The 14,485-nt window shown below is 71.8% G+C and carries 13 protein-coding genes; 5 read left to right on the top strand and 8 right to left on the bottom strand.

The features are described from left to right. Nucleotides 1-26: 26 nt before the first annotated feature. On the top strand, nucleotides 27-1,262 hold the full coding sequence (locus EJC77_RS03930) for a class I SAM-dependent methyltransferase (RefSeq protein ID WP_125610275.1): 1,236 nt from the start codon (nucleotides 27-29) through the stop codon (nucleotides 1,260-1,262). A 47-nt stretch (nucleotides 1,263-1,309) separates the two neighbouring features. Here the strand turns inward: EJC77_RS03930 and EJC77_RS03935 are convergent, their stop codons facing one another. Then, entirely contained in the window at nucleotides 1,310-1,603 is a 294-nt protein-coding gene (locus tag EJC77_RS03935; RefSeq protein ID WP_125610337.1) for a DUF503 domain-containing protein, read from the bottom strand. Between the two features lie 168 nt (nucleotides 1,604-1,771). On the opposite strand from EJC77_RS03935, the gene EJC77_RS03940 reads away from it, so the two are divergent. After that, on the top strand, nucleotides 1,772-2,914 hold the full coding sequence (locus EJC77_RS03940; RefSeq protein WP_125610276.1) for a glutamate--cysteine ligase: 1,143 nt from the start codon (nucleotides 1,772-1,774) through the stop codon (nucleotides 2,912-2,914). A 3-nt stretch (nucleotides 2,915-2,917) separates the two neighbouring features. Here the strand turns inward: EJC77_RS03940 and EJC77_RS03945 are convergent, their stop codons facing one another. Further along, nucleotides 2,918-3,487 carry a TetR/AcrR family transcriptional regulator gene (locus EJC77_RS03945; RefSeq protein WP_205786836.1) on the bottom strand — a complete coding sequence of 190 codons (570 nt, stop codon included), beginning with the start codon at nucleotides 3,485-3,487 and terminating at the stop codon, nucleotides 2,918-2,920. A gap of 133 nt (nucleotides 3,488-3,620) precedes the next feature. Between EJC77_RS03945 and EJC77_RS03950 the strand changes: the two genes are divergently transcribed. Further along, on the top strand, nucleotides 3,621-5,888 hold the full coding sequence (locus EJC77_RS03950) for a glycoside hydrolase family 3 C-terminal domain-containing protein (RefSeq protein ID WP_125610277.1): 2,268 nt from the start codon (nucleotides 3,621-3,623) through the stop codon (nucleotides 5,886-5,888). A gap of 5 nt (nucleotides 5,889-5,893) precedes the next feature. Here EJC77_RS03950 and tsaD read toward each other — a convergent pair whose 3' ends face one another. The 5 genes from tsaD to alr are packed head-to-tail and all read right to left on the bottom strand — an operon-like array spanning nucleotide 5,894 to nucleotide 9,928. Further along, a complete protein-coding gene (gene tsaD / locus EJC77_RS03955; protein WP_125610278.1) occupies nucleotides 5,894-6,994 on the bottom strand; it encodes a tRNA (adenosine(37)-N6)-threonylcarbamoyltransferase complex transferase subunit TsaD in 1,101 nt (366 codons plus the stop codon). Further along, nucleotides 6,991-7,434 (bottom strand): ribosomal protein S18-alanine N-acetyltransferase, encoded by a 444-nt coding sequence (gene rimI, locus EJC77_RS03960; protein ID WP_125610339.1) that lies wholly within the window; start codon nucleotides 7,432-7,434, stop codon nucleotides 6,991-6,993. The genes tsaD and rimI overlap by 4 nt, the downstream gene beginning before the upstream one ends. A 38-nt stretch (nucleotides 7,435-7,472) precedes the next feature. Continuing rightward, complete coding sequence (gene tsaB, locus EJC77_RS03965) at nucleotides 7,473-8,198, bottom strand: tRNA (adenosine(37)-N6)-threonylcarbamoyltransferase complex dimerization subunit type 1 TsaB (RefSeq protein WP_125610279.1); 726 nt, start codon at nucleotides 8,196-8,198, stop codon at nucleotides 7,473-7,475. Nucleotides 8,199-8,207: 9 nt separating this feature from the next. Further along, nucleotides 8,208-8,774: a tRNA (adenosine(37)-N6)-threonylcarbamoyltransferase complex ATPase subunit type 1 TsaE gene (gene tsaE / locus EJC77_RS03970; protein ID WP_125610280.1), complete on the bottom strand. Its 567-nt coding sequence runs from the start codon at nucleotides 8,772-8,774 to the stop codon at nucleotides 8,208-8,210. Then, nucleotides 8,771-9,928: an alanine racemase gene (alr, locus tag EJC77_RS03975; protein ID WP_125610281.1), complete on the bottom strand. Its 1,158-nt coding sequence runs from the start codon at nucleotides 9,926-9,928 to the stop codon at nucleotides 8,771-8,773. The genes tsaE and alr overlap by 4 nt, the downstream gene beginning before the upstream one ends. A 212-nt stretch (nucleotides 9,929-10,140) precedes the next feature. Here alr and mshA point away from each other — a divergent pair, with 212 nt between their 5' ends. Then, nucleotides 10,141-11,391, top strand: coding sequence for a D-inositol-3-phosphate glycosyltransferase (gene mshA, locus EJC77_RS03980; RefSeq protein ID WP_125610282.1), 1,251 nt, complete (start codon nucleotides 10,141-10,143; stop codon nucleotides 11,389-11,391). 2 nt (nucleotides 11,392-11,393) lie between these two features. Here mshA and EJC77_RS03985 read toward each other — a convergent pair whose 3' ends face one another. Next, the gene (locus EJC77_RS03985) at nucleotides 11,394-12,578 is read right to left on the bottom strand and encodes an ROK family protein (RefSeq protein WP_125610283.1); all 1,185 of its coding nucleotides are present in this window, start codon (nucleotides 12,576-12,578) and stop codon (nucleotides 11,394-11,396) included. Between the two features lie 204 nt (nucleotides 12,579-12,782). On the opposite strand from EJC77_RS03985, the gene EJC77_RS03990 reads away from it, so the two are divergent. Then, nucleotides 12,783-14,474, top strand: coding sequence for a glycoside hydrolase family 13 protein (locus EJC77_RS03990; protein ID WP_125610284.1), 1,692 nt, complete (start codon nucleotides 12,783-12,785; stop codon nucleotides 14,472-14,474). Nucleotides 14,475-14,485 lie beyond the last annotated feature (11 nt).

A 14,485-nucleotide genomic window follows, 5' to 3' on the forward strand; every position in this document is an offset into this window, starting at 1 on the left:
GGGATACACCCCGATACCCTTGATGCATGGCCGCCGACGCAATCGCACCCCTCCTGACCACCGAAGGCTGGGAGCTGCTCGCTTCGCTGGGCCCCTACCGGCAATCCGATGCGCTCAAGCTCAATGAGGCGCTGCGCAGGGCCGGCCACCCGGCCGATCTGGTGGCCGCCGTGCTCACCCAGTCGCGATTGCGCGCCAAGGCGGAGGCCAAGTTCGGAGAATTCGCCGCCCGCATGCTGTTCACCCCCGCCGGGCTGGAGCAGGCGACGCGCCTGAGCGTCGCCGCGCTGCACGCGCAACGATTCACGACGGCGGGGCTCGGCTCCGTCGCCGACCTCGGCTGCGGCATCGGCGCCGACTCGCTGGCCATGGCCGGCCTCGACCTGGATGTGCTGGCGGTCGACATGGACGAGACGACGGCCGCGTGCGCCACCGTCAACCTCATGCCGTTCCCGCACGCGCGGGTCCGATGCGCGCGGGCGGAGGACGTGGACCTGGCCGGCATCGACGGCGTCTGGCTGGACCCGGCCCGGCGCACCACGTCCACCTCCGGCACCACGCGCCTGTTCGACCCCGAGGCGTTCTCCCCGCCGTTGTCCTTCGCCGAGCGGTTGGCCGATCGGGGACTGGCCGTGGGGGTCAAGATGGGGCCGGGCATCCCGCACGAATCCGTGCCCGCGACGGCGGAGGCGCAATGGGTCTCCGTCAACGGCGACGTCGTCGAGGCGGGACTGTACTTCAACGCCCTCAAGCGACCCGGGGTACGGCGCGCTGCACTGGTGTTGGGCCCGCACGGCCCAGCCGAGTTGACCAGCGCCGAGGCGTACGATCCCGGCGCCCAGGACCCGCCCGTCGGGCCCATCGCCGGGTACCTGTACGAGCCGGACGGGGCCGTGATCCGCGCCGGGCTCGTCGCCGACCTGGCGCGGAGCCTGGGCGGCCACCTCATCGACGGGCACATCGCCTACATCTGTGCCGGGCAACCCGTGGACACGCCGTTCGCCCGCGCCTACCGGGTCCTCGACGTCCGGCCGTTCAACGTCAAGGCGCTCAAGAGCTGGGTCAAGGCGCAGCGGATAGGCGTCCTGGACATCAAGAAGCGCGGCATGGCCGTCACGCCCGAGGAGTTGCGCCGCCAACTGCTCACGGGGTCCGGCAAGGGCCCGAACAAGGCGACGTTGGTGCTGACGCGTGTGGGCGACGAACGGGTGGCCGTCGTCGTCGAACCGCACGGTCCGATCGACGGACCGCGCACGCTATAGCGTTCCCCAGGCACGGGCGACTTCCGGCGCGGCGCGCGTGGAACGGATCAATCCTCGCCGGAGAGTATCCGCCGGTGGGCGCCCAGCAGCTCCACGCCCGGGCGGTACGCCACGTAGTGTTCGACGGCGTCGAGCACGTCCACAATGTGGGCGCGGTCGGCCGAGACCAGGCTCGCACCGATGCCGGCCCGGCGGTGCAACGCGAGGTGGTCGACCTCTGCCACCGCGACGTCGAAGCGGTGCCGGAGCTCGTTGAGCACCGGCCGGACCACCGAACGCTTCTCCTTCAAGCTGTGGACGTCGCCCAGGAGCAGGTCGAACTCTATCCAGCCAACCCACATGAGGTAACTGTTGCACACGCACGCGCCCACGGACAGGACCGCCGGCCCGGAGCCCCGCATTTCCCCGGTCCGCGCCGCCGGGGCATGCTTCTCGCGGGCCGTCCCTGAACTAGAATCTGAGGTGCACCACGGCCCGGTGGCTGCCCACAAAGTTGCAGGGGATCCGCATTGAAGATTGATTTCGCCCGGTCTGAGCAATCGACCCTCGGCCTGGAGTGGGAGATCGCCCTGGTGGACGCCGAAACGGGCGAACTGTCGGCCAGTGCCGGGGACGTGCTGGCCGACATTGCGGCCGAACACCCGGACGCCATCGGCGACGCCGAACACCCCCATATCAAGGGCGAGCTGCTGCTCAACACCGTGGAACTCGTCTCGGGTGTTTGCCACACGGTGAACGAAGGCGTCGAGGACCTGCGCCGGAACCTCAACGTGCTCCGTGGCGTGGCCCACCCGCGCGGACTGGACCTGCTCAGCGCCGGGACCCACCCGTTCAGCAACCCCGCGGAGCAGCGGGTCACCGACAAGGAACGGTACGCGAAGCTGATCGACCGGACCCGTTGGTGGGGCAGCCAGATGCTCATCTACGGCGTGCACGTGCACGTCGGGCTGGACAACGTGGCCAAGGCCATGCCGGTCCTGGACGGGCTGGTCAACTACTTCCCGCATTTCCAGGCCCTGTCCGCGTCCTCGCCCTTCTGGAAGGGGGAGGACACCGGCTACGCGTCCCAGCGGGCGCTCATGTTCCAGCAACTTCCCACGGCCGGCCTGCCGTTCCAATTCCCGGACTGGGCCGGGTACGAGGCCTATGTGCAGGACATGTTCACCACCGGGGTCATCGACGCGACCAGCGAGATCCGCTGGGACATCCGGCCCGTCGCGGGCCTGGGCACCATGGAAATGCGCGTCTGCGACGCCATGTCCACGCTGTCCGAGATCGGTTCCATCGCCGCCCTGACGCAATGCCTCGTGGATGAGTTCTCCACCACGCTGGAGAACGGCGGCAGCATTCCCACCATGCCCCCGTGGCATGTTCAGGAGAACAAGTGGCGCGCCGCCCGCTACGGGCTGGACGCCATCATCATCCTCGACGCCGCCGGCCACGAACAACTCGTCACCGAGCACACCATCGAGCTGCTGAACCGGCTCGAACCCATCGCGGCCAGGCTGGGCTGCGCCGACGAACTGGCCGGCGTCGAGACGATCATCGCCAAGGGTGCCGGCTACCAGCGCCAGCGCGACGTGGCGGCAGCGCACCGTGGCGACCTCACCGCCGTCGTGCGGGACCTCGTCGCCCAGATGGCGACCAACTGACTCCTACCCCGGCGGGGCGAGCAGCGCCCAGAAGGCCTCGATGTGGGCCGCCATGTCAAGGCCCGGGTCGAGCAGCCATTGCGTCTGCAAGCCGTCGGCGAGCGCGATGGTCATGACCGACAGCGCGCCCGGGTCGACGTCGGCGCGCATCGTTCCGGCGTCCTGGCGCGCCCGGATGGTGGCGGCGAAGCGCCGGTGCAAGCGTGCGTAGCGCGCCTCGGCGTGCGGCCGCGACGGGTGCCCCTCATCCGTCGCCTCGGCGGCGAACTGCGCATACACCCGGATCAGGCCGGGCACGTTCGCGTTCCGGCGCACTCCCTCGACGAATCCCGCGAGGGCGTCCGCGCCGGACGCCGCCAGGTTGGCCTCGTCATACCGCCGCACGATGGCCGCGAACAGCTCGTCCTTGGAGCTGAAATAGTGCAGCAGCCCGGCCTGGCTCAGTCCGACGGCGTCGGCCAGTTCACGCACGGACGTGTTCCGGTAGCCGTTCGACGCCACGACCTCGAGCGCGGTGGCCAGGATCTCCTCCCGCTTCGCCACGCCCTTCGCGTACGAGCCGCGCCGTGCCATGGCAGCCAGCGTAGTGGGCCAAGCTGGTAGTTGTGACGTAAAACGCCGTTGCAGTACCGTGTTCGCAATGCCCCTTCCGGCCGCGCCGCCAGGCAGCCCGGGAAGCGGCCGCCATGCCACCCGAGGAGATGCCATGACAGACCCCGCCGCCCCGCCCGGGCGGCAGACACGCCCGGGCGCCCAAGTCGTCGCCGGGCTGACCATCGAGGAGAAGGCGGCATTGACCAGTGGCGCGGATTTCTGGCACACCACGGGCATTGACCGCGCCGGCATCCCGCCCCTGCTGCTCACCGACGGCCCGCACGGCGTTCGCAAGCAGGTCTCGGCCGGCGACCATCTCGGCCTGGCCGACAGCGTCCCGGCAACGTGTTTCCCGCCGGCCGCGGCGATGGGGTCGAGCTTCGATCCCGAGCTGCTGTTCCGGGTCGGCACGGCGCTCGGCGTGGAAGCCGCGGCCGAGGGCGTCGCCGTCCTGCTGGGGCCCGGCATCAACATCAAGCGCTCACCCCTGTGCGGGCGCAACTTCGAGTACCTGTCCGAGGATCCGACGGTCAGCGGCATCCTCGGCACGGCCCTGGTCCGGGGCCTGCAGGGCCAGGGCGTCGGCGCATCGCTGAAACACTTCGCGGCGAACAACCAGGAGCACGACCGCATGCGCGTCAGCGCCGACATCGACCCGCGGCCGCTGCGCGAGATCTACCTGCGCGCGTTCCAGCGGGTGGTCGCCGACGCGCAGCCCTGGACGGTCATGTGCTCCTACAACCGCATCAACGGCGTCTACGCCTCCGAGGACCCGTGGCTGCTCACCGACGTGCTGCGCGGCGAGTGGGGCTTCGGCGGCCTGGTCGTCTCCGACTGGGGCGCCGTGAACGACCGCCGCGACGCCCTGGCCGCCGGCCTGGACCTGGAGATGCCGGCCAGCGGCGGGCGCACCGACGCCGAACTGGTCGCGGCCGTGCGCTCCGGCGCCCTGGACGAGGCCGTCCTGGACCGGGCCGCTGAGCGCGTCGTCGCCCTCACGCAACGGGCCGCGGCCATGCCGGTACCGGCGGGCGGCTACGATCGCGACGCGCACCATGCGCTGGCCCGGGAGGTGGCCGGGCGCAGCATCGTGCTGTTGAAGAACGACGACGGCGTCCTGCCACTGGATCCGGCCGCGTCCGTGGCCGTGATCGGCGAGTTCGCCCGCACGCCCCGCTACCAGGGCGCCGGCAGCTCCCTCATCAACCCGACCCGGTTGGACAACGCCCTCGACCAGATCCGTGCCCTGGCCGGCGGCACGGTCACGTTTGACGCCGGGTTCGACCTGTCCGGCGACGCCGGGGCGGCCGAGATGCCCCAGCCCGGGACGGCGGCCGACGAGGCCGTCCGCGCGGCGGCCGCCGCCGACACCGCCGTCGTCTTCCTTGGCCTGCCGGCGTCCGACGAATCCGAGGGGTTCGACCGGACCGGCATCGACCTGCCCCGGGCCCAGCTGGACCTGCTGGAGCGTGTCGTCGCGGCCAACCCGCGCACCGTCGTCGTGCTGTCCAATGGCGGTGTGGTCGCGTTGCCGTTCGCGGACGCCGTCCCCGCCATCGTCGAGGGCTGGCTGCTGGGCCAGGCCGGCGGCGGCGCCGTCGCCGACGTCCTGTTCGGCCGGGTCAACCCCTCCGCCCGCCTGTCCGAGACCATTCCACTGCGGCTGGCCGACTCCCCCGCGTACCTTGACTTTCCCGGTGAGCACGGCCACGTCCGCTACGGCGAGGGACTGTTCGTCGGCTACCGCTGGTACGACGCGCGCGGGCTCGACGTGCGCTTCCCGTTCGGCCACGGCCTGTCCTACACGACGTTCGAGTACGGTCCGGCGACCGTCACCCCGGACGACGCCGGCCTGACCGTCCGGGTGCCCGTGACGAACACGGGCCTGGTGGCCGGTCGCGAGGTCGTCCAGGCCTATGTGGGCCGCCCGGGATCGGCCGTCGTCCGGCCCCCGCGCGAACTCAAGGGCTTCGCGAGCGTGCACCTGGAGCCCGGCGCCACGCGCGAGGTCGTCATCCCGATCCCGCGCGCGGACCTGGCCCACTGGGACACCCGGATCGACCGCTGGGTCGTGGAGGGCGGCACGGCCACGGTTTGCGTCGGGGCGTCCAGCCGGGACCTGCGCCGGACCGTGCGGGTCGAGGTTGCCGGCGACGCCGTGCGGATCCCGCTGGGGCCGGCGTCGTCCGTCGACGAGCTGCTGGCCGACCCGGTGGCGGGTCCGATCGTGCGCGAAGCGCTCGCGTCCTCGACGATCGACGACGCGACGCTGGCCATGATGGCCTCGTTCCCGCTCGGCCGGCTGGCCGGTTTCCCGGGTATCCCGGTCACGGCCGGCCGGCTCGAGGCGCTGATCGCGGCGGCCAACGCGGCCGGATAGGCGCGCTACCCGGCGGCCGGCAGGCTGATGCTGCTCACCGGCAGGGACGAGTCCGGGGCGAAGGCGAGCCCGCCGGGTGCCACCCCGCGCATCACCAGTTGCGCGCCGAGCGCGGCCACCATGGCGCCGTTGTCGGTGCACAGCGAGAACGCCGGCACGAGCAGGGTGATCCCGGCGGACCGGCAGCGGGCGGCGAGAAGTTCGCGCAGCCGCGAGTTGGCCGCCACGCCCCCACCCAGCAGCAGGGTGGTGATGGCGTGCTCGCGGCACGCCAGCACGGCCTTGGCCGTGATGACGTCCAGCACGGCCTCCTGGAAGCTGGCGGCGACGTCCGCCACGGGCACGTCCGCCCCGGCCGCCTCGTAGCCCTCCACACAGCGGGCCACGGCCGTTTTCAGCCCGGAGAATGAGAAGTCGTAGCGGTGCGGGCCGGGCGCCTCGGCGGTGCCCATGTACTTGGGCATGGTCAACCCGCGCGGGAACCGCACCGCCTTCGGGTTGCCCTGCCGGGCCAGCTTGTCGATGGCGGGCCCGCCCGGGTAGGCCAGGCCGAGCAGCCGGGCCACCTTGTCGAACGCCTCCCCGGCGGCGTCGTCGATCGTGGCGCCGAGCAGTTCAACGTGCTCCGCGATGCTGTGCACGCGCAGGATCTCGGTGTGCCCGCCGGAGACGAGCAGGGCGCCCAGGTTCTCCGGCAGCGCACCGGTTGCGGTCACGGCCGCGATGGACGGGTCGAGCAGCCCCACGCCGACGTGCGCCACGAGGTGGTTGATGGCATACAACGGCTTCCCGGTGGCCAGGGCCAGCGCCTTGGCGGCACTGACCCCGACCATGAGCGCCCCGGCCAGCCCGGGTCCGCTCGTGACGGCGATCGCGTCGACGTCGGCGAGCGCCACACCGGCCTCGGCCAGGGCGGCCCGCAGGGTGGGCACGAACGCGTCCAGGTGTGCGCGCGAGGCGATCTCGGGGATGACGCCGCCAAAGCGCACGTGCAGCTCCATGGACGAGGAGACGGTGTTCGCGAGCAGTTCGGTGCCGCGCACGATCCCCACGCCCGTCTCGTCGCAGGAGGACTCGATGCCCAGCACCAGCGGGGTCGCGTTCATTGGTGATCCTTTACGTGCTTCAGCGGCAGGCGCATGACGAGCCCGTCCGAGCCGTCCCGGTAGTACCGCCGCCGCGTGTGGATGTGCTCGAACCCGTAGCGGGCGTACAGGCGTTGCGCGCGCGGGTTCGCTGCGCTGACCTCCAGCATGACGTCGTCGGCGCCGCGTCGGCCGGCCTCGGCGATCAGCTCGTCGAGCATGGCGCGGGCGATGCCGCGCCCCTCGAACGCCGGCAGTACGCCGATGGTCTGGATGTCGCCGATCGGCTTCACGCACAGCAGCCCGGCATAGCCGACGACGGCGCCGCCCACCTCCGCGATGATGTACCGCCTGGTCTCGGGCCGGGACAGTTCGTCCGCGAACATCCGCCGCGGCCAGCAGTCGACGCCGAACAGTTCGGCGTCCATGCCGGTGACCAGGTCGAGGTCGGCCGCCGTCATGTCGCGCAACACTGCGGTTGCACCGTTTGCGGGGCCGCTCACAGGGCCCGCTTCCGCGGCCCCGGCACCTTGGCGTCGGATTCGCGCAGGTACAGCGGGGTCGTGTCGTCGAGCGTCTCGCCGGCCGCGAGCCTGCGGGCGGCGGCCCGCGCCAGCGCGCGCGCCGTCGGCTGCGCCGCGGCGTACCCGGCCGGGACGGTGCAGCCGTTGGCGGCAAGCGCCTCGGCATACAGGCCGGCGCCGGCACCGAACACGGGCAGGTCCGTGATGTCCGCGGCCGGTCCCACGTGCGGGCCGTCCAGCAGCGTCCCGTCGGGCGCGTAGTGCGCCCAGTACAGTTCCTTGCGCCGGGCGTCCGTGGCGACCACGAACCCGCCGGCGGCCACCCGCGCCCGGTGCGTGCCGCCGTCGTCCAGCACGTCCCAGGCGAGCGCTTCCAGGCTCATGAGCCCGTACAGCGGCACGCCCCAGACGAACGCGAGCGTGCGGGCCATCGCGATGCCGGTGCGCAGGCCGGTGAACGGGCCGGGGCCGGTGCCCACCACGATGGCGTCCAGCGCCGGGCCCTCGGTGAGCGGGTCCGCGAACAGGCCGCGCACGCCCGGGGCCAGCACCTCGGCGTGACTGCGGGTGTCGTCCGTCGCGAAGGCGGCCTCCACGATGACGCGGCCGGCGTCCCCTTCCTCGATGTCAAGTTCCTCAATGTCAAGGCGCACGAGCGCGGCGCTGGCCACGGCGGAGGTATCCAGGCAAAGAAGTCGCACGTCGCCAGCCTATGCCACGGGGTTCCGGGGCGTGCCGGCGACGTCCGCGGGATCGTCCTGCAGCCCGGACAGGTCGACGCCGTCCCACCGCGGGCCGACGGTGCGCAGGCGCACGAGCCGCGGCTCGTCGTCGTCCTCGGTGAAGTCCGCGGCGCCGCCCTCCGATCGTCCGACCGCGCGCAACAGGTCGATCTCCAGTCGGTTGTCGGCCAGGTGCTCGACCCGCTCGGCACCCCATTCGACGACCGTGACGGAGCCGTCCATGGTGGTCTCGAGGTCGATGTCGTCGATTTCCCCGGCCGTGGCCAACCGGTACGCGTCGACGTGGACCAGGTCGGGGCCGCCCGGGTTGTGCCCGTCGGGCAGGTTCGGGTGGATGCGCACCAGCACGAACGTGGGCGAGATGATGCCGGCGCGCACCCCGAGCCCGTGTCCCAGGCCCTGCGTGAACGTCGTCTTGCCGGCGCCGAGTTCGCCGTTGAGCAGCAGCAGGTCGCCGGCGCGCAGGAATGCGGCCAGCCGGGCGCCGATGCGCTGGGTCTGGGCGGCCGTCGTCGTGCGGTACTCCCAGATCATGCCGCGCCGCCGGGGATGCCGCCCGTGTAGGTGCGGGGGACGCGGGGGCTGATGCGCGTGACGACCTCGTAGTTGATCGTCCCGGCCGCGCGGGCCCAGTCGTCGACGGACGGGTCGCCGAGCGCCGGGTCGCCGAAGAGCACGGCCTCGGCGCCGAGCACCGTGCCACCATGGTCCGCCCTGCCGCCCGGGCCCAGGTCCACGACCATCTGGTCCATGGCGATGCGCCCCACCACCGGGTAGGTGATGCCGTCGATGCGCACCGGTCCGCCGGTGGCGGCGCGCGGGATGCCGTCGGCGTAGCCCAGCGGGATCAGCCCCAGCGTCGTGGGGCCGGCGGTGACGTAGTTGAGCCCGTAGGACACGCCCTGCCCGGCCGGGACGTCCTTGCAGGAGGCCACCCGCGTGGACAACGTCATGGCCGGGCGCAGGCCGAACTCGTGGGGGCTCTGGTCCTCGAACGGCGAGAGCCCGTATACGCCGAGCCCGGCGCGGACCAGGTCGAAGTGCGTGTCCGGGCGGGACAGGATGGCCGGGGTGTTGGCGATGTGCCGGACCTCCAGGTCGGCACCGGCGTCCTCGGCGACGGCCACGGCCTGGCGAAAACGGTCCAGCTGCCCATCGGTTTCCGGGCGGTGCGGCTCGTCGGCGACGGCCAGGTGGCTGAAGACGCCCACAACACGCAACAGGCCCTCATCCTGGTGGGCGATGGCCGCGGACACGAACGCGTCCCAGTTCTCGGGGGGACAGCCGTTGCGGCCCAGGCCGGTGTCGATCTTCAGGTGGACCCGGGCCGGCCGCTCCAGCGCGCGGGCGGCTTCCGCGATCGGTTCCAGTTCCCAGCCCGAACAGCCCAGGTCGATGTCCTGGGCGACGGCGGCGTTGAAGTCCGTGGACGGCGTGTGCAGCCAGGCCAGCAGCGGCGCGTCGATGCCGGCGGCGCGCAGGGCGAGGGCCTCGCTGACGTGGGCCACGCCCAGCCATCCGGCCCCGGCCGTAAGTGCCGCGCGGGCCACCGGGACGGCGCCGTGGCCGTACGCGTCGGCCTTGACGACGGCCATGACCTGGGCGGGGGCGACGATCTCGCGCAGCCTGGCCACGTTGTCGCGGATCGCGGACAGGTCGATGCGCGCTTGCCGTTCCGGGAGATTCATGTCAGGGGCAATCTGTATAGGGGCCTTGTCGCGGGACTGGATGGGTTCGGCTGTGGAAGTCACCCACCCATTTTAGGCCCCGGCCGTCCGCCGGACGGGATCGGCACCGGCCGCCCTCCGCTTTGAGCCGCGCCCCGGCGGTGAAAAGATGGAGGGGTGCACGGCCATCCGGCGCGCACTGCCAGACGTGTTTTGCCGCGCAAGGAGAGACCATGCACCAGATCAGGCGGGTCGCCATGCTTTCCCTGCACACCTCACCGCTGGACCAGCCCGGTGGCGGCGACGCCGGCGGCATGAACGTCTACGTCCGGTCCTTGGCGCTGCAACTGGCCGCGGCCGGCGTGCTCGTCGACATCTACACCCGGCGCACCGCGGCCGGGCAGCCGGACGCCGTTCCGCTGGGCCGCGGCGTCACGGTCCACCACGTGAACGCCGGGGCCTTCGGGAAGCTGCCGAAGGAATCCCTGCCCGAGCTGGTCGGCCGCATGGCCGCGGCCGTCAGCGAGCACGTCCGCACCCTGGCGGACGTGCCGGTCGGTGTTGTCCACTCCCACTATTGGGTGTCCGGCATGGCCGGGCTCCTCGTGGCCCGCGAATTGGACCTGCCCCTGGTGCACACCATGCACACCATGGCCCGGGTCAAGAACCGGCACCTGCCGCCGGGCCAGAGCTCCGAACCGGGCGTCCGCGAGGACGGCGAACAACACATCGTCACGGCGGCGACGAGGCTCATCGCGAATACCACCGCGGAGGCCGCGGAACTGGAACGCCACTACAACGGCTGTGAACAGCGCATCGACGTCGTCTCCCCCGGCGTCGACCTGGCCGTGTTCAAGCCGGCGTTCCGGGACAGGTCGCGGCAGCGGCTCGGGATCGGCCCGGAAGACTTCCACGTCGTATTCGCCGGCCGACTGCAACGGCTGAAGGGCCCGCACGTGCTGGTGAAGGCGGCCGCGCGGCTGCGCCGGGACCGCCCGGACATCCCGCTGCGGGTGAGCATCCTGGGCGCCCGCAGCGGCAGCGACAAGTACGACCTGCCGCAGCTGGTGCGCGACGAGGGGCTCGACGACGTGGCGGCCGTGCTGCCGCCGGTCGACGCCCCGACCTTGGCCGAGTGGTACCGTGCGGCCGACGTGGTGGCCATGCCGTCGTCCAGCGAATCGTTCGGCCTGGTGGCCATGGAGGCGCAGGCGTGCGGTACGCCCGTCATCGCCACGAACGTCGGCGGCCTGCCCCGGGCGGTCAGCGACGGCCGCACGGGGCTGCTGGTGGAGGGCCGGGGCACGGCCAGCTGGGCCGAGGCCATCGCGTCGCTGTACGACTTCCCGCAAACACGCGTCGACATGGGCCGGGCGGCGTCCGTGTACGCCGAATCGTTCGGGTGGGACCGGACGGCCGCGGCAACCATGGCCAGTTACGACTTGGCCCTGACGTACCAATACGTGGCCCCGGCCGGCTGCTGAGTTCAGGCGACGAACGCCTGGTCCTGGATGGCGACGGCGGCGGCGCCGCGCGCCCACTCCTCGTATCCGGACGACAGGACCGGCACCCGCACGGGCGCCGCGTCCGGATCGCGGTCCGCTTCGAGGGTCCCCCGCACGGACTCGGCAACGAGCGCAAAGAAATCAACACCCTCGCCGGCCACCACGACCGTGTTGACCATGGCCAGGTTGGCTGTCAGGGCGATCAGCCGGCCCAGGGCGCGTCCGGCCGCGTCGAACACGGCCGCGGCCACCGGGTTGCCCGATGCCGCCAGGTCCAACGCCTCGGGGTAGTCGACCGGGCGGGCCAGGGCCGTGGAGATCTGTGCGCACAGGCTCGGCATGGCCAGCATGGCGGTGGAGCAGCCCCGGTGCCCGGCGGCGCACAGGGGGCCGTTGGCGGCCAGCGGGATGTGGCCGCCCAGCCCCAGCCCGGAATCGCCCGTGCGCACCACCGTGTGGTTCATGACGAGACCGTAGCCCACGCCTGCGCCAACCGTGATGACGGCGAAGTCCGGTGTGTCCCTGCCCGCGCCAAACCACTGCTGCGCCGCGGCCAGGGCCAGGACGTCGTTTTCCAACCTGACGGGCAGCCCGGTCCGTTGCCGCAGTTCGGGGCCCAGCGCAACGTCCCGCCACCCCAGGAAGGGCGCCCGCAGGACGGTGCCGTCGTCCATCACCCGCCCGCCCAGTGACACACCCATGCCGGACACCGTGACTCCGGCCCGATCCGCCAGTGCGCCCGCCAGCCCGGCGATGGCTTCCACGACACCGGGGACGGACCTGTCGGCCAATTCCACCGTGCCCGAGGCGAGGATCGTGGCGCGCAGGTCCGTCACGACCGCCTGCAGGGCCGTCCCGGTGACCTTCACCCCGAAGAAATGCCGTGCATCATCGGGGACGTCCAGCAGCCGCACCGGCCGGCCCACGCTGCCGTCGGCGATCAGGTCGCCCTCGACCAGCCAGCCGGCATCCAGCAGCGGCTTGCTCAGCCGGGTCAGGCTGGCCACGCTGAGTTTCAGCTCCGCGGCCAGCCGCCGGCGCGACACCGGGCCTTGGACCAGGACGGCTCGGGCCAATTCCAGGGCGGTGTCGGCCAGCGTTCCGCCGGGACCCGGACGGGCCGGTGTGGCGTGGGGTTCGCCGGGAGTGCGTCGGGTCGCGTTCATCCCCGCATTTTATTCCATTCTGATGAAAACTATCGCCGCAGGTCGGCTCGGGGCCCGATGCGGCGCGGCGCTTGCACCACTTGACATGGCATTTACTGTTGTCATAAAAATATTCAATGCCCTGTCCGCACGGCCCCGTGCTGCTGGCACGCCTGAACGCCGGCGCCGCATCGACGCCGGCACCATGAGAGGAACCGTCACCCCATGACCGACATCCTGACCTCCAGCCACCCCGAGGCGAACTGGTGGCGACAGGCCGCCGTCTACCAGATCTACCCGCGCAGCTTCTCCGACGCGAACGGCGACGGCCTCGGCGACCTGCCCGGCGTGACCGCGCGCATGGGCTACCTCTCGGCGCTGGGCATAGACGCCATCTGGCTGAGCCCGTTCTACCCGTCGGCGCTGGCGGACGGCGGCTACGACGTCGACGACTATCGCAGCGTCGACCCGCGGCTCGGATCCCTGGACGACTTCGACGCCATGGTCGCCGCCGCGCACGCCGTCAACATCCGGGTCATCGTGGACGTCGTGCCGAATCACAGTTCCAACCGGCACGCCTGGTTCCAGGAGGCACTGGTCTCCGCGCCCGGGTCGCCCGCCCGGGCCCGGTACCACTTCCATGACGGTCGGGGGGACGACGGCGAGCTGCCGCCCTCCGATTGGCCGTCCCACTTTGGCGGCGCCGCCTGGACCCGCGTGGTGGAGGCGGCCGGGCCGAACGCCGGCAGGCCGGGCCAGTGGTACCTGCACCTGTTCGCGACGGAGCAGCCGGACTGGAACTGGGACCACCCGGAGGTGCGCGAGGACTTCCACACAACGCTGCGGTTCTGGGCGGGCCGCGGTGTGGACGGATTCCGCGTGGACGTGGCGCACGCCCTGGTCAAGGACATGTCGATGCCGTTGCGCTCGAAGCCGAAGCTGGAGATCCTCGTCGACGACGGCACCGACGCGTTGTTCGATCGCGACGCCGTGCACACCGTGTTCGAGGGATGGCGTCAGGTCATGAACGAATACGACCCGCCGCGGATCGCCGTGGCCGAGGCCTGGGTGCCGTTCACGAACCGCCGGCTCAAGTACGCCCGCCCCACCGAGCTCGGCCAGGCGTTCAACTTCGACCTGCTGCAGGCTCCGTTCAAGGCGGCCGAATTCCGTTCGGTCGTGCAAAAGTGCCTGGCCGAGGCGGACGTCTCGGGCGCGTCCTCCACGTGGGTGTTCTCCAACCACGACGTGGTCCGGCACCCGTCCCGGTACGCGCTGCCGGATGGCAGCACGGCCAAGGAACTCGAAGCGTGGCTGCTGGCCGATGGCGCCACCCCGCCCACCGATCTGGAACGCGGGCTGCGCCGGGCCAGGGCGGCCACGCTGTTCATGCTGGGCCTGCCCGGCTCCGCCTACCTGTACCAGGGCGAGGAGCTGGGCCTGTTCGAGGTGGCCGACCTGCCGCACGAGGCGCTGACGGACCCGACCTGGTTCCGCACGAACCACCTGGTCAAGGGCCGCGATGGCTGCCGCGTGCCACTGCCGTGGGACGACGCCGAACCGAACAACGGGTTCGGCGGCACGCCCTGGCTGCCGCAGCCGGCATGGTTCGCCGGCAAGGCCGTGAGCGCCCAGGACGGCGTGCCCGGCTCCACGCTGGAGCTCTACCGGTCGGCGCTGGACTGGCGCCGCAAACTGCAGGGCGAGGAGACGCTCGAGTGGCTCTCGGAGCCAACCGACATCGTCACGCACTACCGGCGTCCCAACGGATGGGAGGTGATCACCAACTTTGGTGGGGCGACGGCGTTGCTGCCCTCCGGCGTCGACCTTGCCACGGTGGTGCTCGCCAGCTCCGGCGAGCCGGCCCCGGCCGGGCACGTGATCCCGGGCGAGACGACGTTCTGGCTGGCCCCTTAAACAGGTCTCGA

It is taken from the genome of Specibacter cremeus (genome assembly GCF_003946885.1).
Lineage (GTDB): Bacteria > Actinomycetota > Actinomycetes > Actinomycetales > Micrococcaceae > Specibacter > Specibacter cremeus.